This is a genomic window from Cohaesibacter marisflavi (genome assembly GCF_900115225.1).
Classification (GTDB): domain Bacteria; phylum Pseudomonadota; class Alphaproteobacteria; order Rhizobiales; family Cohaesibacteraceae; genus Cohaesibacter; species Cohaesibacter marisflavi.
Map to the genome: position 1 here is coordinate 86,428 of NZ_FOVR01000011.1, position 18,170 is coordinate 104,597.

19 protein-coding genes are annotated in these 18,170 nt (G+C 54.6%); 9 read left to right on the plus strand and 10 right to left on the minus strand.

Features of this window, described 5'->3' with window-relative positions; genetic code table 11:
• Nucleotides 1-37: 37 nt before the first annotated feature.
• Together ccmB and ccmA are read right to left on the minus strand one after the other, a co-directional pair.
• Nucleotides 38-697: a heme exporter protein CcmB gene (ccmB, locus tag BM258_RS17770; RefSeq protein ID WP_090074685.1), complete on the minus strand. Its 660-nt coding sequence runs from the start codon at nucleotides 695-697 to the stop codon at nucleotides 38-40.
• Between the two features lie 20 nt (nucleotides 698-717).
• Nucleotides 718-1,392: a heme ABC exporter ATP-binding protein CcmA gene (ccmA, locus tag BM258_RS17775; RefSeq protein ID WP_090074578.1), complete on the minus strand. Its 675-nt coding sequence runs from the start codon at nucleotides 1,390-1,392 to the stop codon at nucleotides 718-720.
• A gap of 487 nt (nucleotides 1,393-1,879) precedes the next feature.
• On the opposite strand from ccmA, the gene BM258_RS17780 reads away from it, so the two are divergent.
• From BM258_RS17780 to BM258_RS17790, 3 genes are all read left to right on the plus strand, one after another.
• Entirely contained in the window at nucleotides 1,880-4,672 is a 2,793-nt protein-coding gene (locus BM258_RS17780) for a bifunctional aconitate hydratase 2/2-methylisocitrate dehydratase (protein WP_090074579.1), read from the plus strand.
• Nucleotides 4,673-4,993: 321 nt separating this feature from the next.
• The gene (locus BM258_RS17785) at nucleotides 4,994-5,425 is read left to right on the plus strand and encodes a GNAT family N-acetyltransferase (protein ID WP_090074581.1); all 432 of its coding nucleotides are present in this window, start codon (nucleotides 4,994-4,996) and stop codon (nucleotides 5,423-5,425) included.
• Nucleotides 5,426-5,528: 103 nt separating this feature from the next.
• Entirely contained in the window at nucleotides 5,529-6,380 is an 852-nt protein-coding gene (locus tag BM258_RS17790; RefSeq protein ID WP_090074582.1) for an urea carboxylase-associated family protein, read from the plus strand.
• A 10-nt stretch (nucleotides 6,381-6,390) separates the two neighbouring features.
• Here BM258_RS17790 and BM258_RS17795 read toward each other — a convergent pair whose 3' ends face one another.
• Nucleotides 6,391-6,825, minus strand: coding sequence for an EamA family transporter (locus BM258_RS17795; protein WP_090074584.1), 435 nt, complete (start codon nucleotides 6,823-6,825; stop codon nucleotides 6,391-6,393).
• 129 nt (nucleotides 6,826-6,954) lie between these two features.
• On the opposite strand from BM258_RS17795, the gene mgrA reads away from it, so the two are divergent.
• Nucleotides 6,955-7,983: an L-glyceraldehyde 3-phosphate reductase gene (gene mgrA, locus BM258_RS17800; RefSeq protein ID WP_090074686.1), complete on the plus strand. Its 1,029-nt coding sequence runs from the start codon at nucleotides 6,955-6,957 to the stop codon at nucleotides 7,981-7,983.
• Between the two features lie 88 nt (nucleotides 7,984-8,071).
• Here mgrA and BM258_RS17805 read toward each other — a convergent pair whose 3' ends face one another.
• Complete coding sequence (locus tag BM258_RS17805; protein WP_090074585.1) at nucleotides 8,072-8,368, minus strand: DUF1674 domain-containing protein; 297 nt, start codon at nucleotides 8,366-8,368, stop codon at nucleotides 8,072-8,074.
• A gap of 109 nt (nucleotides 8,369-8,477) precedes the next feature.
• Between BM258_RS17805 and htpX the strand changes: the two genes are divergently transcribed.
• The 3 genes from htpX to BM258_RS17820 all read left to right on the plus strand — a co-directional run bounded on the left by htpX (nucleotide 8,478) and on the right by BM258_RS17820 (nucleotide 10,620).
• Complete coding sequence (gene htpX / locus BM258_RS17810; protein ID WP_090074587.1) at nucleotides 8,478-9,464, plus strand: zinc metalloprotease HtpX; 987 nt, start codon at nucleotides 8,478-8,480, stop codon at nucleotides 9,462-9,464.
• Between the two features lie 265 nt (nucleotides 9,465-9,729).
• Complete coding sequence (locus tag BM258_RS17815) at nucleotides 9,730-10,071, plus strand: hypothetical protein (protein ID WP_090074589.1); 342 nt, start codon at nucleotides 9,730-9,732, stop codon at nucleotides 10,069-10,071.
• 204 nt (nucleotides 10,072-10,275) lie between these two features.
• Nucleotides 10,276-10,620: a DUF6122 family protein gene (locus tag BM258_RS17820; protein ID WP_090074590.1), complete on the plus strand. Its 345-nt coding sequence runs from the start codon at nucleotides 10,276-10,278 to the stop codon at nucleotides 10,618-10,620.
• Between the two features lie 87 nt (nucleotides 10,621-10,707).
• Here the strand turns inward: BM258_RS17820 and typA are convergent, their stop codons facing one another.
• From typA to BM258_RS17845, 5 genes are all read right to left on the minus strand, one after another.
• Entirely contained in the window at nucleotides 10,708-12,528 is a 1,821-nt protein-coding gene (gene typA, locus BM258_RS17825) for a translational GTPase TypA (RefSeq protein WP_090074591.1), read from the minus strand.
• A gap of 256 nt (nucleotides 12,529-12,784) precedes the next feature.
• Nucleotides 12,785-13,318, minus strand: coding sequence for a DUF1643 domain-containing protein (locus BM258_RS17830; protein WP_090074687.1), 534 nt, complete (start codon nucleotides 13,316-13,318; stop codon nucleotides 12,785-12,787).
• Nucleotides 13,319-13,359: 41 nt separating this feature from the next.
• Nucleotides 13,360-13,803, minus strand: coding sequence for an RbsD/FucU family protein (locus BM258_RS17835; RefSeq protein WP_090074592.1), 444 nt, complete (start codon nucleotides 13,801-13,803; stop codon nucleotides 13,360-13,362).
• Nucleotides 13,804-13,954: 151 nt separating this feature from the next.
• Nucleotides 13,955-15,184 (minus strand): argininosuccinate synthase, encoded by a 1,230-nt coding sequence (locus BM258_RS17840; RefSeq protein WP_090074593.1) that lies wholly within the window; start codon nucleotides 15,182-15,184, stop codon nucleotides 13,955-13,957.
• Between the two features lie 230 nt (nucleotides 15,185-15,414).
• A complete protein-coding gene (locus tag BM258_RS17845; RefSeq protein WP_090074594.1) occupies nucleotides 15,415-16,197 on the minus strand; it encodes a phosphatase PAP2 family protein in 783 nt (260 codons plus the stop codon).
• Between the two features lie 125 nt (nucleotides 16,198-16,322).
• Between BM258_RS17845 and BM258_RS17850 the strand changes: the two genes are divergently transcribed.
• The gene (locus BM258_RS17850; RefSeq protein WP_139229309.1) at nucleotides 16,323-16,673 is read left to right on the plus strand and encodes a hypothetical protein; all 351 of its coding nucleotides are present in this window, start codon (nucleotides 16,323-16,325) and stop codon (nucleotides 16,671-16,673) included.
• Nucleotides 16,674-16,821: 148 nt separating this feature from the next.
• Here BM258_RS17850 and BM258_RS24525 read toward each other — a convergent pair whose 3' ends face one another.
• Nucleotides 16,822-16,974, minus strand: coding sequence for a hypothetical protein (locus tag BM258_RS24525; RefSeq protein WP_175528144.1), 153 nt, complete (start codon nucleotides 16,972-16,974; stop codon nucleotides 16,822-16,824).
• A 259-nt stretch (nucleotides 16,975-17,233) separates the two neighbouring features.
• Between BM258_RS24525 and BM258_RS17855 the strand changes: the two genes are divergently transcribed.
• Nucleotides 17,234-18,097 carry a LysR family transcriptional regulator gene (locus BM258_RS17855; RefSeq protein WP_090074596.1) on the plus strand — a complete coding sequence of 288 codons (864 nt, stop codon included), beginning with the start codon at nucleotides 17,234-17,236 and terminating at the stop codon, nucleotides 18,095-18,097.
• Nucleotides 18,098-18,170: the final 73 nt, after the last annotated feature.

The window sequence follows — 18,170 nt, forward strand, 5'->3', positions numbered from 1 at the left end:
TTTTGTAACAAAGCCGCTTTTGCGCGCCGACTTTCTGCTATTCCTGCGAACTCCTCAAGGCGGCTGCGGCGGCCACGGGGCCGATTACCAGATAGAGAAGCGATAGGCCGCATAGAATGTAGAATGGCGTATCAAAAGGCGCAGGATCTGTGACCGCGCCAAGGGATGCGCTGACACCAAAGATCAGTACGGGGATCGTCAGCGGCAGAATGAGAATCGAAAGCAGCAAACCGCCGCGCCTCAGGATCACCGTCAGGGCCGCACCCACCGCGCCAATGAGCGTGAGTGCTGGCGTGCCGACAAGTAAGGTGGCAGTTACGGCGGCAATGCCGACCGGCTCCACATTGAGAAACAGCGACAGAAGCGGGGTTGCGACCACCAGAGGCATGCCGGTGGAGATCCATTGAGCTGCGCATTTGACCAGCACCACCAGCTCCAGCGGATGTTCGCCCAGCAGCAGAAGGTCCAGCGTGCCGTCTTCCTGATCTGCCTGAAACAGTCGATCCAGGCTAAGCAGCGTCGCCAGCAGGGCTCCGATCCATAGAATGGCCGGGCCGATGCGGGCAAGAAGATTGAGATCTGGCCCCACGGCAAAGGGAAAGATGGTGACGACGATCAGGAAAAACAGCACGCCCATGAGCGCACCGCCGCCGATCCGGATGGACAGTTTTAGATCCCGTACAAAGAGGGCACCCATGGCTGACATATTCTGCTCTCCTAGTGGGCGGTTGGTTCGCTCAAAGCGTCATCAAGCGCGGGCTCGCTGGCCAGATTGCGGTCAAGATGCAGGCGCAGCGGGTCGACCAGTCCAAGAGGCGCATGGGTGGCGGCAATGATCAGGCCGCCCTCAATCAAGTGCTCTGCCATCAGAACCTCCAGCTTGTGTTCGGATGCCTTGTCGAGCGCCGAGGTCGGCTCATCGAGCAGCCAGAGGGGGCGGTAGCTGACCAGCAGGCGCGCCAGCGACAGACGTCGGCGCTGACCGGCGGAGAGATAGGCCGCAGGCAGGTCGATGAGATCCTCGATCCCCACTTCGATCATTGCCTGATAGGGACTGCGGGTGGGGTGGCCATAATAGGTTTGCCAGAATTTGAGATTTTCCCTGCAAGACAGGGCTGGCTTGATAGCGTCGGCATGGCCAAAATAATGGGCTTGCTGGCCGACAGATAGGTCGTCCTCGGCCCCCTCAAGCGTCATGGAACCGGCATGGGCCTTGATGAGGCCCGCCAATGTGCGCAGCAGGGATGATTTTCCTATGCCGTTCGGGCCGGTCACCACAAGCGCCTTGCCTCCGGGCAGGTCGAAGGAAATATTCTCGATGACAGGACGGCCTCCACGGATACATCCCAAATTATGAACGCTTAAAAGCTTTGTGTCTTCTTGAAGAGTCAATGGTTGGTTACTCACCGCTGGGATCTGTATTGGAAACCAAATCTTGCCTTGAATTTCATTCTTTTATCTGGATTTTCCTGCTTGGGGCTGTCCAGCCTGTCTTTTGCATATTCCAGCTATAAAAAAGCACAGTCAAGACCATCGGTTATCTAGCAATCAGTAGTAAAAGATCTTAAAAATGGCTTGTTTGATGCCTGCGGTTCTCGCGAGGTCGGGTAATGTTGCGCTCTTTTTGGGCGGAAAACCGGCTTTTCGCGATCTTCTCGTGAGCATTTTCTTTCAATCATTGCACTGCATGTGCCCTTTTGTTGGCTCGGGCGCATGATCTGCACAAATAGGTGATGATCGACGGTGGAGCAATGGTCTTTTGTCGAAGCATTGCACGTTGATCTCATTGATTCAGGACGGCAGTTGAAATGCCTTTTTCTTCTCACCACGTTTAGTGGGAAGAAAATGGTTGAGCGTTAACGAATAAGCTGGGACCGATATGACCTTATATACAGACTATCTAGACGAAATCGAAACTCGCAAGATTCAAGGGTTGCACCCCAAGCCTATTGATGATGCCGCTCTCTTGAATGAGATTATTGCGCAGATCAAGGACACCGGCAACGAGCACCGGGCCGATTCACTTCACCACTTCATCTATAACACGCTGCCCGGGACCACGAGCGCAGCGGGGGCAAAAGCGGCCTTTCTTAAAGAGATCATTCTGGGCAATGAAGTCGTTGAGGAAATCACTCCGACTTATGCTTTTGAGCTTCTCTCCCATATGAAGGGTGGACCGTCGATCGAGGTTCTGCTCGATCTTGCTCTTGGTGATGATGACGCCATTGCCAAGCAGGCCGCCGAAGTGCTGAAAATGCAAGTCTTTCTGTATGAAGCCGATATGGAACGCCTCGAAAGCGCCTACAAGGCTGGCAATGCGATTGCCAAAGATGTATTGGAGAGCTATGCGAAGGCAGAATTCTTCACCAAGCTCCCCGATGTGGACGAAGAAGTGGAAGTGGTTACCTATGTCGCCGCCGAAGGCGATATCTCCACCGACCTTCTGTCTCCGGGCAATCAGGCCCATTCCCGCTCCGACCGCGAACTGCATGGCAAATGCATGATCTCGGAAAAGGCGCAGAAGGAAATCGAAGCGCTGAAGCTGCAGCATCCGCAAAAACGTGTCATGTTGGTGGCGGAAAAAGGCACCATGGGTGTGGGCTCTTCGCGCATGTCTGGCGTTAACAACGTGGCGCTGTGGACCGGCAAGCCTTCCAGCCCTTATGTGCCTTTCGTCAATTTCGCTCCGGTGGTTGCAGGCACCAATGGCATTTCGCCGATTTTCCTGACCACGGTCGATGTGACCGGTGGTATTGGTCTTGACCTTAAAAACTGGGTCAAGAAGGTTGATCCGGATGGCAAACCGATCCTGAATAATGATGGCAACCCTGTTCTCGAACAGAAATATTCTGTCGAGACGGGCACTGTTCTCAAGATCAACACCAAAGAGAAGAAGCTTTATAATGAGGATGGCTCTGAGGAGCTGACGGATGTTTCCAGATCTTTTACACCGCAGAAGCTTGAATTCATGAAGGCTGGCAGCTCCTATGCGATTGTCTTTGGCAAGAAGCTGCAGACATTTGCTGCCGAAACCCTTGGCATTGAAGCACCGACCGTCTTTGCGCCACCCAAGGAAGTGACCAATGAAGGGCAGGGCCTGACGGCTGTCGAGAAAATCTTCAACAAGAATGCCGTGGGCGTGAACTCCGATTTGCCACTGCTCGCTGGTTCGGACGTGCGCGTCAAGGTGAATATCGTCGGCTCGCAGGATACTACGGGCCTGATGACATCGCAGGAACTGGAAGCCATGGCGGCAACCGTGATCTCGCCAACGCTGGACGGGGCCTATCAGTCTGGCTGTCATACAGCGTCTGTTTGGGATCTCAAGGCGCAGGCGAATATTCCGCGGCTCATGAAATTCATGAATGACTTTGGTCTCATCACCGGTCGTGACCCGAAAGACGTCTATCCGCCGCTGACGGACGTCATTCACAAGATGCTGAACGATCTGACCGTTGATGACTGGGACATTATTATCGGTGGCGACAGTCATACCCGCATGTCAAAGGGTGTTGCCTTCGGGGCCGACTCAGGCACCGTTGCATTGGCTCTGGCCACGGGCGAAGCCTCCATGCCTATTCCGGAATCCGTCAAGGTGACCTTCAAGGGCACTATGGCTGATTATATGGATTTCCGTGATGTGGTGCATGCAACTCAGGCGCAGATGCTCAAACAGCATGGAGACAATGTCTTCCAGGGCCGAGTGATTGAAGTGCATATCGGCACACTGTTGGCTGACCAGGCCTTCACCTTCACTGACTGGACCGCAGAAATGAAAGCCAAGGCTTCCATCTGTATCTCCAACGATGAAACCCTGATCGGGTCGCTTGAACTGGCCAAGAGCCGCATTCAGGTAATGATCGACAAGGGCATGGACAATGAGAAGAAGGTTCTGCAGGGTCTGATCGACAAGGCGAACAAACGCATTGACGAGATCAAGTCTGGTGAGAAACCGGCTCTGCGTCCTGACGACAATGCGCAATATTTCGCAGAAGTCGTGGTTGATCTGGACGAGATCGTCGAGCCGATGATTGCCGATCCAGATGTCAACAATGCCGACGTTTCCAAGCGCTATACCCATGATACGATCCGTCCGATCTCCTACTATCATGCAGAGAAGAAGGTTGATCTGGGCTTTGTCGGGTCTTGCATGGTGCATAAGGGGGACATGAAAATCGTTGCCAAGATGCTGCGCAATCTCGAGGCTGCCAAAGGCAAGGTCGAGTTCAAGGCGCCGCTCGTTGTTGCCGCACCGACCTACAACATCATTGATGAGCTGAAGGAAGAAGGCGACTGGGACGTGCTTCAGAAATATTCAGGCTTTGAATTTGATGATCTGGCACCAAAGAGCGCTGCGCGTACCGAATATGAGAATATTCTCTATCTGGAGCGTCCGGGCTGTAACCTCTGCATGGGTAACCAAGAAAAAGCCGAGAAGGGCGATACCGTTCTGGCAACCTCCACACGCCTCTTCCAGGGTCGTGTTGTGGAAGACAGCGAAGAGAAGAGGGGGGAATCCCTGCTGGCCTCTACGCCGGTTGTCGTTCTCTCTGCAATCCTTGGCCGCACCCCAACCCTTGAGGAATACAAAACCGCGGTTGAAGGCATCGACCTGACCAAGTTTGCTCCTCCGAAGGAGATACCGGGAACCACACGGTCCGTGCATTTCTAGGATCAATCGGCTGAGCTTTGCTCTTCTTGATATCGAATTAAGAGCCCGTTGATATCGAATTAAGAGCCCGGCGTTCGAAAGAGCGTCGGGCTTTTTGCTTGCTTGACTGTGAAGGTGGGGGCGCTTATCCAGGATATATTGATGGATACAGGAGTTTTGATGTCCCGCTAAAAAGGGAAGCCGCAGATGCTTCCAATTGCATGAACCGTGTGAGACCTGCGGCGCGTTGCGCCAGCAGTCACTGTTTGTGCGACCATTTTTAGCGAAGCAATGAAACCGGAACGGCACCAGCCTTTCCGGACGAAAACTGGATATCACATCATGATCCGGACATTTACATCTGAAGACACCGACGCCGTGATTGCCATCTGGCAATCTGCCAGCGAACTGGCGCATTCCTTTCTTCCTGCCGACTTTATGATCGAGGCCGAGCGGTTGACCCGAGAGGTCTATCTCCCGCAAGCCGAGACATGGGTCTTTGTGCGCGATGGCGCAATTGTCGGCTTTATCGGACTGATCGACGCCTATATAGGCGGACTGTTTGTCGACCCCTCTCATCATGGCGAGGGCATAGGGCGGGCGCTTGTCGATAAGGCTGTGGCAGAGAAGGGATCCTTGACGATTGAGGTCTTTGTCGACAACGCTATCGGACGGCGCTTTTACACAGCCTATGGCTTCACCGGCGATAAGCAGGTGAGTGACCCGCATTCGGGTTTTCCGTTGTTACAGCTCACCTATGAGGTGACAGCTTAACGAAACAGCCCGGCGCCACTGCGCGCCGGATTTTTTCTTGCGCTGGTTGCCGCTTTTCTGTCAGACTGATAAAAAAGAATATCCTTCCAAATCGAGTTTTCCCATGTCCAACATCGTTCCACCCGCTGATGCAGACGCGCGTCGCGCGATCAAACCCGTTATTTGCTATCCGACCGAGACCTTGCCCAAGCCGGATATCGGGCTTTATCAGGCTGCTTTTGAGGGGGCCGAGAAGATTGATGAAGTCATCATTCCGGCGCGAGATGCTGCCAGCATTGAGGTGCCTGCAGGGCATCTGCTGCGCATCATCTGTCCGGAAGGGCCGCAGGTGGGGGATCTTGATCTCTTCAACAGCGGCAATCTCGACGAGCGTTTTTATTCAGGCAAGACCCGCGCGCTGCATGGAACCCATGTGAGCATTGGTGATCAGCTCTGGTCGAGCTTTCCCTATATGCGGCCGATGGCGACCGTTATGGAAGACACGCTGGCATGGTATGGCATCGATGAATATGGTGGCTCGGTGCATGACGTGATTGGTACGCGCTGTGATCCCTATACGGGGCGTGTGCTCAACGGGGTGGATTATCACTATTGTTGCCATTCGAATCTGACGCGCGCTTTGGCGCGGGCGCGCGGGCTCAGCCTGCCTGAAGCTGAGAAATATGTACATGATGTGCTCAATGTCTTCATGTGCACCGGCTTTACGCGGGATACGGGGCAATATTTCATGAAGGCCAGCCCGGTGCGGCCCGGCGATACTCTGGGGCTGTTTGCCGAGATTGATCTTTTGGCAGTGCAGAGTGCCTGTCCGGGCGGGGATTGCTCATCAGAACATTCCAGTGATGCGGCACAATGCTATCCCTTGAAGATGGAAGTCTATAAGCCTGCTGCGGGAAGCCTGGAGGGCTGGCAAAGCCCTGCTGTGAATGCTTATGATGGCAGTCACGGCTGCTGAAGGTTTGAGCTTAGAAAAGGGCAACGAGCACGGCTCCTGTGGCGATGAAGCCAACGCCGAGCCAGCCACCAATGGAGAGCTGTTCGCCAAGGAAGAGGGCGCCGAAGATGGCAACGAGCACAACGCTCATTTTGTCTATGGGGGCAACCTGAGAGGCTTGTCCGATTTTGAGGGCGCGGAAATAGCAAATCCATGATGCGCCTGTGGCCAGACCGGAAAGGACCAGAAAGAGGATTGATTTTGACGATAGGCTGGAAAGGCTGTCCCAGCCGCCTGTCGCACTGAGCATGGCTGCCAGAGCGAACAGAATAACGATCGTGCGTATGAAGGTTGCGAAATCCGACCCAATACCGGATACGCCGACCTTGGCAAAAATGGCCGTTAATGCAGCAAAGCAGGCCGAAAGAATGGCCCAGAACTGCCATGAAAGGATTAGATTTCTCATTGTTTCCTCGTGCTCGCCAGAGGACGAACGGATTCGAGTTTGAAAGAGTGAAATTTTGTGACCTCTCCCACGCTTTGGCAAGAGCCAAGTCGGGGTGGCGCAATGACGTTTGAACGTTGGAGGGAAGATATGATTTATACTGCATCTGATAAACGCTATGACACCATGCCTTACCGTCGGTGTGGCAAATCAGGACTCAAGTTGCCAGCGGTTTCGCTGGGGCTCTGGAACAACTTTGGCTATGACACACCGCATTTCACTAAGCAGGAAATGTGTCGGACCGCATTTGATCTGGGCATTACCCATTTCGACCTGGCCAACAATTATGGCCCGCCTGCTGGTGCTGCCGAAGAAGCCTTCGGTGACATTCTCAAGACCGACTTCAAACCCTATCGCGATGAAATGATCATTTCTTCAAAGGCGGGCTATGACATGTGGCCGGGGCCTTATGGGGAATGGGGTAGCAGGAAATATCTGATCGCGTCCTGCGATCAATCCCTCAAGCGTATGGGGCTCGACTATGTCGACATTTTCTATTCCCACCGCTTCGATCCCAATACGCCGTTGGAAGAAACCATGGGGGCGCTAGATACGCTGGTGCGTCAGGGCAAGGCGCTCTATGTGGGCATTTCGTCCTACAATTCCCAGCGAACGCGGGAAGCGGTCAAGATTCTCAATGAACTTGGTACGCCGTGCCTTATCCATCAGCCGAGCTATAATATGCTCAACCGCTGGGTTGAACGCGATGGTCTGAAGGATACGCTCAAGGAGCTCGGTGTGGGCTCGATTGCCTTTACGCCATTGGCTCAGGGCATGTTGTCCAACAAATATCTCAACGGTATTCCGGCTGATTCGCGTGCTGCTTCCGGTCGTTTTCTCAAAAAGGAAATGATCACGGATCGCGCTGTCGAGCATCTCAAGAAGCTCAATGAGATTGCCGCTCGTCGCGGTCAGACGTTGGCGCAGATGGCGATTGCGTGGGTGCTGCGTGATGAGGGTATTACCACGGCACTGATCGGGGCGTCTCGTGCGTCGCAGATCGTTGACTGCGCAGGTGCGGTAGCGAATCTTGATTTCACAGCGGAAGAACTGGCTGAGATTGATCTTTATGCGCAGGATGAGGACATCAATATCTGGAAGAAATCATCCGATCTGTGATTGACCCGGTCTTTGTGGCTTATTGAAAAACGAAAAAAGGGCGAGCGGCCAAGCCGTTCGCCCTTTTGTTGATCGCTGTGTGATCGTATCAAAAATCGATGGCACGACCGTCGATTTCATAATCATCATAGCGTGATGGATCGAGACCGCCGCGACCATTGAATTCTTTGGGGCGGTCTGCACTGACTTTCAGTGCATCGCGTTCCTTGCGGCGCTGTTCCGCTTCCATGAGCGCGCGCTGGGCTGCGGGGGGCAGATCCTCAAACTTGCGGCGTGGTCTTGGCTCTTCTTTCGGCTTGGCAGTATCGGCGACGCGTTCTTCCGTGCTCTTGAACTGAGGGGAGTCGACGTCAACCGTCTGTCTTTTCGGGGCTTCGTCTGCCATAAATTTGCTCCCTTGCTTTCCTATCTTGAAAATGGGTCTCGTGCGGCACCATATAGGATATTATAATGCGATCCAATCGCTGTGCGCCATAAAGAAGGATAGATTTGGCATGAATTTCTTCCGTACCACATTATTGCTGGCCGCCATGACGGGCCTGTTCATGGCCATCGGCTATTTGCTCGGTGGCTCGGGAGGCATGATGATTGCCTTCATCTTTGCGCTGGGCATGAATGTGTTCAGCTATTGGAATTCGGATAAGATGGTGCTGCGCATGCACAACGCCATGGAGGTGGATGCGCGTACGGCTCCTGAATATTACGAGATTGTGCAGAAGCTGGCCCAGTCAGCCGGGCTGCCCATGCCCAAGGTGTATGTCATCAATTCCGATCAGCCCAATGCGTTCGCCACCGGACGCAGTCCGCAGCATGCTGCTGTTGCTGCCTCGACGGGCCTGCTCAACCGGCTGACCTATGAAGAGGTGGCTGGCGTGATGGCCCATGAGCTGGCGCATATCAAGAATTACGACATTCTGACCATGACCGTGACGGCGACCTTTGCGGGTGCCATTTCCATGCTCGCCAACTTTGCGATGTTCTTTGGCGGCAGCAGGGAAAGGGGCGGTATCATCGGCACGATTGCCATCATGATTCTGGCTCCGTTGGCAGCGTCCATCGTGCAGATGGCCATCAGCCGGACGCGGGAATATGCGGCCGACAAGACCGGTGCTGAAATCTGCGGTCAGCCCATGTGGCTGGCCACGGCGTTGGCCAAGATTGCCAACGCTGCGGGGCGCACGGCCAATGTAACTGCCGAACAGCATCCCGAAACGGCCCATATGTTCATTATCAACCCGCTATCGGGGCAGAAGATGGATAATCTCTTCTCCACCCACCCGGATACGCAGAACCGGATCGATGCACTGCAGTCGCTGCAGTCTGAATGGTATGGCGGACAGAGCCCTCTCAAGGTAAGTGGTGGCGGTACGCTCGGAGCTTCCCAGCGTCGCGGCCAGATGCAACAGGATGCGGGCGCAGACGGCCCTTGGGGGCGCAGTTCTTCCCAGAGGGATGACAATCAGCCCGGGCCTTGGGGCTAGGGGGAGATTGGCTGCGTTGCAGCTTGAGACGAATCATTCAGGAGATAGGAAGAGCCCGGTTAAGCCGGGCTTTTTTATGTCTCCGGTATAGGCTGCGCGTTCCATGCAACTATGGGGCATTGTGCAACAGGTGGTTTTCCCGTGCTGGACCTTAGGAGGTTTCCATAATTCCTTGAGAGTTGCCATTTCGCGTTTGTTGTCCCCTTTTTTGCCTTTATTGGCATGTTCTAAACGGGGCTCTACGAAAAAGAAAAAGGAATATTCGATGTTTTTGATCTGGAGAGGCTGGGGCCTTCTGCTTCCTCTTGGTGTCTTCGCCGGTGCATTTATCGGTTTTCTCGTATCCGGTAGCCTTCTTGGCCCTCAGTCCGGTTTTGCTCCTGTCATTATTTCGCTTTTTGCGACAATCGGGGCATATGGCGTTGTGGCGCTTCTCGGCCGTACTGATAAGGGCAAAGTGGTTATCGACAAGGATAGTGGAGAGGAGCTTCTCTTGAAGCGGGGCGATAGCCTGTTTTTCATTCCAGTTCGTTTCTGGTTCTATCTGCTTGTCATTATTACTGTTGTGGCTCTCGGTATCAGCGTCTTTTCTCTGTTCGCTGGCTAAAGAGATTGTCTGCATTGGTTTTGTGAATATCGATCGCGTAAGCCGTGTGACTTTCAAACCCGGATCTAGATCCGGGTTTTTTTATTGGCGATTTCGATTGATCTATGTTTGATAGAGCGCCTGTAAAGGCAGGAAAGGCTTGTCTGCTCAAGCTGACGCGGCTCTTTTCTGGTAACAATCCGGGTTTAGACAAAGAGAGCCAACGTGGACGGATCTTACGACTTGCTTCGCACCCTTGTGCATTATTCAGGGCATTTTCTGGTGCCATTTGTGCTGGCTCGGTTGCTCTTTCCCAAAGAGATATGGCTCAAGGCTGCATTGGTCATGGTCGCTACCATTGTCATCGATGTGGACCATCTTTTGGCCGACCCGATTTTTGATCCGAACCGTTGCAGCATCGGTTTTCATCCGCTGCATACGCTTTGGGCTGGTGTGGTTTATGTCGGGCTTGTGTTGGTGCCAGACTGGCGGGCACGGGCGTTCGGCCTTGGGGCGTTGTTCCATTTGGCGGTGGATGCCAATGACTGCTTCATGGGTGGCACTTTCTAGCACCGGCTTGGTAAAACCTAATCATAAAAAAGCCGCCTGCGGGGTCTCCCGAGGCGGCTTTTTTGATTGCTTTGAAGGGGCGGCCTATCAGCTGGCCTTTTTGGAGGCGCGCATGGCCCGCTTGCGATCATTAGGATCCAGCAGGATCTTGCGCAGGCGGATGGACTGTGGCGTCACTTCCACCAGCTCATCATCGGCGATGTAGCTCAGCGCAGCTTCAAGGCTCAGCCTTAGCGGCGTGGTCAGCTTGATGGCATCATCCTTGCCCGAAGAGCGGATGTTGGTCAGCTGCTTGCCCTTGAGCACGTTGATGTCCAGATCGTTGCCACGGGTATGCTCGCCCACGATCATGCCTTCATAGACCTTGGTGCCCGGATCGATCATCATAGGTCCGCGATCTTCCAGCTGCCAGAGGGCGTAAGCCACAGCTTCGCCATTGCCGTTGGAAAGCAATACGCCGGTGTTGCGCGAGGCGATCTCGCCCTTGTGCGGCTGATATTCATGGAAAATACGGTTCATGATGGCCGTGCCGCGCGTGTCGCTGAGCAGTTCGGACTGGTAGCCGATCAGGCCACGGGTCGGCGCGTGGAACATCAGGCGTGTACGACCGCCACCGGATGGGCGCATTTCGACCATTTCGGCTTTGCGTTCCTGCATCTTTTGCACAACGATACCGGAAAATTCATCATCCACGTCGATGGTAACTTCTTCGATTGGCTCGAGGCGCTTGCCATTTTCGTCCTTCTGCATGACGACCTGCGGACGGCCGACGCCAAGTTCGAAGCCTTCGCGACGCATATTCTCGATGAGGATGGAGAGCATCAGCTCGCCACGGCCCGATACGATGAAGGCGTCTGTGCCCTGGGCTTCTTCCACTTTCAGGGCAACGTTGCCCTCGGCTTCAGACAGCAGGCGGGAACGGATGACGCGGCTCTGTACCTTGTCGCCTTCCTGGCCGGCCAGCGGGCTGTCGTTGACGCGGAAGGTCATGGACAAGGTTGGCGGGTCAATCGGCTGGGCCTGAATGGCTTCGGTCACGGCTGGCGCGCAGATGGTGTCGGCAACGGTGGCCTTCTGCAGGCCGGCGATGGAAACGATGTCGCCTGCTTCGCCCTTTTCGATGGCGGCGCGTTCAAGGCCGCGGAAAGCCAGAACCTTGGAGATGCGGCCCTGTTCGATCAGTGAACCATCACGGGACAAAGCCTTGACGGCCATGTTCGGGGTGACTTCGCCTGCGATGATACGACCGGTCAGGATGCGGCCAAGGAAGTTGTCCGACTGAATGGTGGTTGCCAGCAGACGGAATTCGCCTTCTTCCACCTTGGGGGCAGGCACATGCTTGATGACCATATCGAACAATGGCTCAAGGCTATCCTTGGGGCCATCCGGATCGGTCGCCATCCAGCCGTTCTTGGCGGAGCCGTAAAGAACGGGGAAGTCGAGCTGATGCTCGTCGGCATCCAGATTGGCGAACAGGTCAAAGACTTCGTCGAGCACTTCGTCAGCGCGCTGCTCGGGTTTGTCGATCTTGTTGATGGCTACGATCGGGCGCAGGCCAAGATTCAATGCCTTGGAGACCACGAATTTGGTCTGAGGCATCGGGCCTTCAGCCGCATCCACCAGCACGATAACGCCATCGACCATGTTGAGGATACGTTCCACTTCGCCGCCAAAGTCGGCGTGGCCCGGGGTGTCAACGATGTTGATGCGTGTGCCGTCATGTTCCAGCGAAGTCACTTTGGCCAGAATGGTGATACCGCGCTCACGTTCGATATCGTTGGAATCCATCATCCGTTCTTCGGTTTGCTGGTTGGCCCGGAACATGCCGGAGGCTTTGAGCAGTTCATCGATCAGAGTGGTCTTGCCGTGGTCAACGTGTGCGATGATCGCAATGTTGCGCAGATTCATGTCTGTTTCTCATGTTGTACGGGCATAGCAAACGGCCTCGGCAAATGCCGACGCACCCTCTCAGCCCGACTTATTCAGGAAGTTGGCGCAAGCTCTATACGAATTTTCCCCAGTTGAAAAGCCTTGTTCATGCGGAAAAACGGCAAATTGGCTGCGTTGCAGTATTGCATAGCTCTCTAAAGCGTTCCTGTGACAGGGGAATGAAGCTTGTTGCGGGACCATAATTGACCGATCTCGAACAGCGATGCGCGCGTGTTTATGCCGAGGGATCAACCGGCCAGACCTCAAAAGCTGTCTGGTAGGAGACATAAAGAGGGTGTTTGGGGTGATTATCGCGGGAGAGGCCAAGATGGTGCAATACCAATCCTTCCGAGGCCAGCAGCCTGGAGACCGCAGGTCCCATGCCCAGATAGGCTCCGTGGGTGCCCCATGCACACAGGACCGTGTCGGCAAGACGGGCGGATTTCGTCAGGATGGCCAGATTGTCCGGCCCTATCGGCTCCTTTGCCCGTTTGAGGTCTTTCGGATCTGTGGCGCGATAGGCAAAGAGGTTGCAAGCCCTGAGGCCGCCATAGCCCAGTGCGCGGGCACGTCGTTCGCAGCGCTCGATGGTGGGATCATTCTTCAGCTCGGTTGCCGTGGACGGATTGAGCATGATGAACAGGAGTTTGGGGGCCGTCTCGTCCCAGACCCGCGTGAGGGCGTAGCGGTAGGTTTCGCATGGCGAGTAATGGGCCGTGGAGATTTTGCCCTCTTCGATATGCTGTCTGATCAAAAGTGTTTCGGTCATATGCGTTTCCAAAGAGGGCAATATGCTCTGTTTCATGCGCGTCAGAGACGCACAACGCCCTTCTTGACGATAATATTGCCATAGAGCCGCCGTTCGCCGGTCTGGACGATGGCATAGGCGTTCTGGGAGCGCTCATAGAAGGCAAAGCGGTTCATCGATGCAATGTCTGCCGGATTGTCAGCCGCATCTTTGATGACAGACTGGAATTCGGTCACAACAGGCGGAATCTCGGCAGTATCGCCAACCACTTCCATCACATAGGCCGGGTCTTCCACGAAGTCGTCCAGTGGCATCAGCTCCAGCACGGCTTTCAAAACGTCCGTTGCCAATATGCCGTCAAGGCGCACATAGCGGCAGCCGTTGGTGCGGGCGATCTGCTCGCCGGGGTAATTCGCATCAGCAATCACCAGATCATCGCCATGTCCCATGGCAGCGAGAATATGAAGAAGGTCTGGGGAGAGAAGTGGATTGATATTTCTAAGCATTGGATGGTTCCCAATCACATAAAGGCCTTATGGATACAGGATCGCGGCTGGTTTGCGGGTGCAAATCGACTAAGGAGCAATCTGTCTCATCCATAAAAAATGGCGAGGTTGTAACCCCGCCACTTTGTCATTCCAGATTGGAGGCTTCAACTTAGCCTTTGGCCTTGCGGTTGCGATAGCCAATGGTCCTTAGGCGCAGTCCCTGTAGCTCGATAAAGCCGGCAGCGTCATTGTGGTCATAGTCGATCGCGCCTTCTTCGAAGGTCACCAGATCTTCGCTATAGAGGCTGTATTCGCTGTCTCGGGCGATGACGTCAACATTGCCCTTGTAGAGCTTCAGTTTAACAGTGCCGGTGACATATTCCTGAGACTTGTCGATCAGAGCCTGCAGCATTTCGCGTTCCGGGCTGTACCAGAAGCCGTTATAGATCAGCTCTGCATAGCGCGGCATGATGGAATCCTTCAGGTGTGCCGAGCCGCCATCAAGGGTGATGGATTCGATGCCGCGGTGCGCTGCGATCAGGATCGTGCCGCCCGGGGTTTCATAGATGCCACGGGATTTCATGCCGACGAAACGGTTCTCCACCAGATCAAGGCGACCGATGCCATTGTCATGGCCCAGCTCGTTGAGTTTGGTGAGGATTTCTGCCGGGGTCATTTTGACGCCATCAATGGAAACAGCGTCGCCCTTTTCAAAGCCAACTTCGATGATGGTGGCTTTGTCTGGAGCCGCTTCCGGGCTGATGGTGCGGGAATAGACATATTCCTCAGCCGGGATGGCCGGATCTTCCAGAACACGGCCTTCAGAAGAGGTGTGCAGCAGGTTGGCATCCACCGAGAAGGGGGCTTCGCCGCGTTTGTCCTTGGTGATGGGGATCTGGTTCTGCTCTGCAAACTCGAGAAGCTTGGTGCGCGAGGTCAGGTCCCATTCACGCCAAGGTGCGATGACCTTGATGTCCGGGTTGAGGGCACGGGCGGCCAGCTCGAAACGGACCTGATCATTGCCCTTGCCGGTTGCGCCGTGAGCGACGGCATCGGCGCCGGTTTCCTTGGCGATCTCGACAAGGCGTTTGGAGATCAGCGGGCGGGCGATGGAGGTGCCGAGCAGGTAGACGCCTTCATAAAGGGCGTTGGCGCGGAACATCGGGAAAACGAAGTCACGCACGAATTCTTCACGGACATCTTCGATATATATGTCCTTGATGCCGAGCATTTCGGCTTTTTTGCGGGCTGGTTCCAGCTCTTCACCCTGACCGAGATCGGCGGTGAAGGTAACCACTTCGCAGCCATATTCGGTCTGCAGCCATTTGAGAATGATGGATGTATCCAGGCCCCCTGAATAGGCCAATACGACTTTTTTGATATCGCCTTTTTTCGCCATGCGATTTCACCTGATTGTCTGGAGGCGCCTGATGCAATGTCTGCGCCATAGTCATTGGGAAGAGACTGCTCTCTTTAATATATCTGGCGGCACTATAGGCGCTATATAATTCTGCGCAAGAGGGAGAGGGGAGAATTTCCTCCTGAGGGGGGCGAGTTATCCGCCGGGTTTTGTCCTTATGGCAGCGTAGGTCCTTCCACTCTGCCAAGGCTTCTTAGCATTTGGCTGGGTTATTGGCTCAGAATGCGCCAGAGCGTTGCAAGGCGCGCGCGGAGCTGTTGTCCTGTATGATCCCAGTTTTCCTCAATTCTTTGTGCCCTGTCGCCAAACCATCCGGCCTGCTGCATGAGGCGATAGAGGATGACCATCACCCAGCCTGTCAGCGCCCACGAAAGGAGAATGTCGGAGAGAAAATGCCCCCCAAAGGCGACGCGATTAAGCGAGATCAGCACACACAGCGTGGCAAGGAGCCAAACCGATACCTTGCGCCAGCCAAATGGCAAGAGCAATACCAATCCCAACATCCAGAAGCCCATTGAGGCTTCACCTGATACGAAGGAACAGTTGCTCTGGCAGTGATCGGCCAACACCCAGACTTCAGAGTAGGGCCAGTCGCCGCCAAACAGATCTGTCTGGATCGGGCGGGCGCGGCCCCAGTTGGCCTTGAGCAGGCCATTGACCAGTAGTCCCGGCCCCAATAGGGCGCTTGCTCCCAGAAATAAGACAATCGGGAGCGGAAAAAGCTTTTTGAGAGATGGCCAGAAGAGACGCGCAAGAGCGAAGCCAAGCAAGAGCAGAATGGCGGCACGAGGCAGAAACAGGCCCAGCTTGCGCAACCGCAGTGGCACATCGTGAGCCTTGAGCCAGAAGCCATCGACAGGACTGAAAAAGAGCCCACTGACCCAGATGTCCAGCTCCGGCAGGATGAGAAAGAGGCTTGATAGCAGCAAAATCGCCATAGTCGCCCAATAGACAGGGTAACGGTATGCTTCGTGTATAAAAGTCTTGCGCATGGGTGGGTCCGGGTCGCTTGGTCTTTGCCTGCTCTAGCCTATTTGTCGGGCAAAGAAAAGGGACTGCGGGCGGTTGCATCGTGGTGGTGATTTATGTCCTTCTGGGTGGGGAAAGGATCGATTCGATGACGCATTTATGGATAAGTCTGATGCGGTTGGTTCTTGTTGCCTTTCTTGGCGCGGGACTCTTTGCCGTCAGCAGCGTTTCCGGCGCGACACAAAGCCGGGATGATAGTTGCAGAGCTCTGTCCATGGTGCGTTGTGATGCAGCGTCCCGATGTATTTGGGTGAAGAGCTACATGACCAAGACGGGCGCACGCATTGGTGCCCATTGCCTGGCCAAGAACCGCAATAAAAGCTCGGCCATCAATAAATTGCTCAATGGCGAGAAGTCCTCCACTACCGTCACGCGGATCCCCCCCCAGAGGCGGGGCAGTATCACGCGCAATCCCAAGCCCTCTGAAAAGCTTAGATAGGCTCTGCGGGTGCGATCGCGGGGTTTGTCGCTTCATGGTGACATGAAAAGAGCCGACGCAAGGGCTGTGATCGCTTGCATCGGCTCTGGCTCGCTATCTTTGGGAGGATAGGGCCTATCAATGGGTATTTTTCTTTGAAAAGTAGGCGTTAGTGTTTGCGTGAAAGGGCCTGAAGCATATTGACCCATGGCATGAAAGGTTGCCATTCAGGACGTTCAAACGGGTCCTGGAAGGCGTCATGTTTGGTATGGCTGGTCTTTGTTGCAGAATCCCACATGAGCAATGTTTGCATATGTGTCATTTTCTACACTCCTGCATTATGCGCATAAAAATCCCTGCCGTCGGCCCGTGGAGGCAGGAACGGATGATTCTATACGCCGATTGTGACTGATGGTTCCCTTGGAATGGCTCGGTGTTGATCCATTGAAAAATCGCGCACCGGTCCTTGGGGACACCCTAAGATATAGCATCACCCGCATGAGCGATGTAGATTAGAGTTTGAAAGTCGTTTTTCATTCTTATGCGTTTCGCCTGTTTGTGCTCCGTAGGAAAGAAGTGTCATGGAAGCAAGTTGGGATGATCTCAGGCTCTTTATGATTGTGGCCGAGTGCGGCGGATTATCCGGTGCAGCGGCGCGTACGGGGCTTAGTGCGCCGACAATCGGGCGACGCATTCTGGCTCTTGAGCGGACGATGAATCGTTTGCTGTTCGAGCGCAGCAGACGCGGCTATGTCTTGGCCAAGGACGGCGAGATTCTGCTTGAGCAGGTCAAGCAGATGCAGAAAATTTCGACCGATATTACAGACTGGCATGGCGGGGCTTTCAAGGATCCTGTGGTGGAAGTGGCTGGCGATACATGGTTGGCCATGTTTTTTGCCCATCACGGCAAAGCCCTTTCAAAAGGGCCGGGTGATATTCGAGTCGGCTTTACCGACTGTCATGAAACAACCCAACATATCAATCGCGACAGGCTCGTGTTTCTGACGATTGCACCGCCCACTTCAGGCAACTATGCCATCCTGCAATCGGTCGTGATGCGCTATGCGGTCTATAAAAGCATTGAGCTGGCCCAAACAGAGGATGTGCCATGGATTTCTCTGGGCAAGGAGACGTCGCGTTTTCCCGCCGATCGTTGGGTGTTTGAGCATTATGACAGGGAAATCTACAGCTGGACCAACAAGGCGCATATGTTGCTGCACCTCATCGTGAGCGGGCAGGGGCGAGGGGTTTTGCCTTGCTTCATCGGAGATATGCAGCCTTCCGTGATCCGGGAAGGCGATATAATCGAGGATTTAACCACGCGGCTCTATATCGTGGTCAATGATGATGATCGCCGACGCCCCGAAGTGCGCATGATGATGGATCGCGTGGCAGGTCTGCTTAGCGATCATGCCGAGCTGTTCGCCGGTCGCGGCGGCGCTTGAGTCGGCCTTACCGCTTGCTTGCATCCTGAATCGTGCCGCATCTTCGCCACTATTCCTCCATACCGCTTTTTTC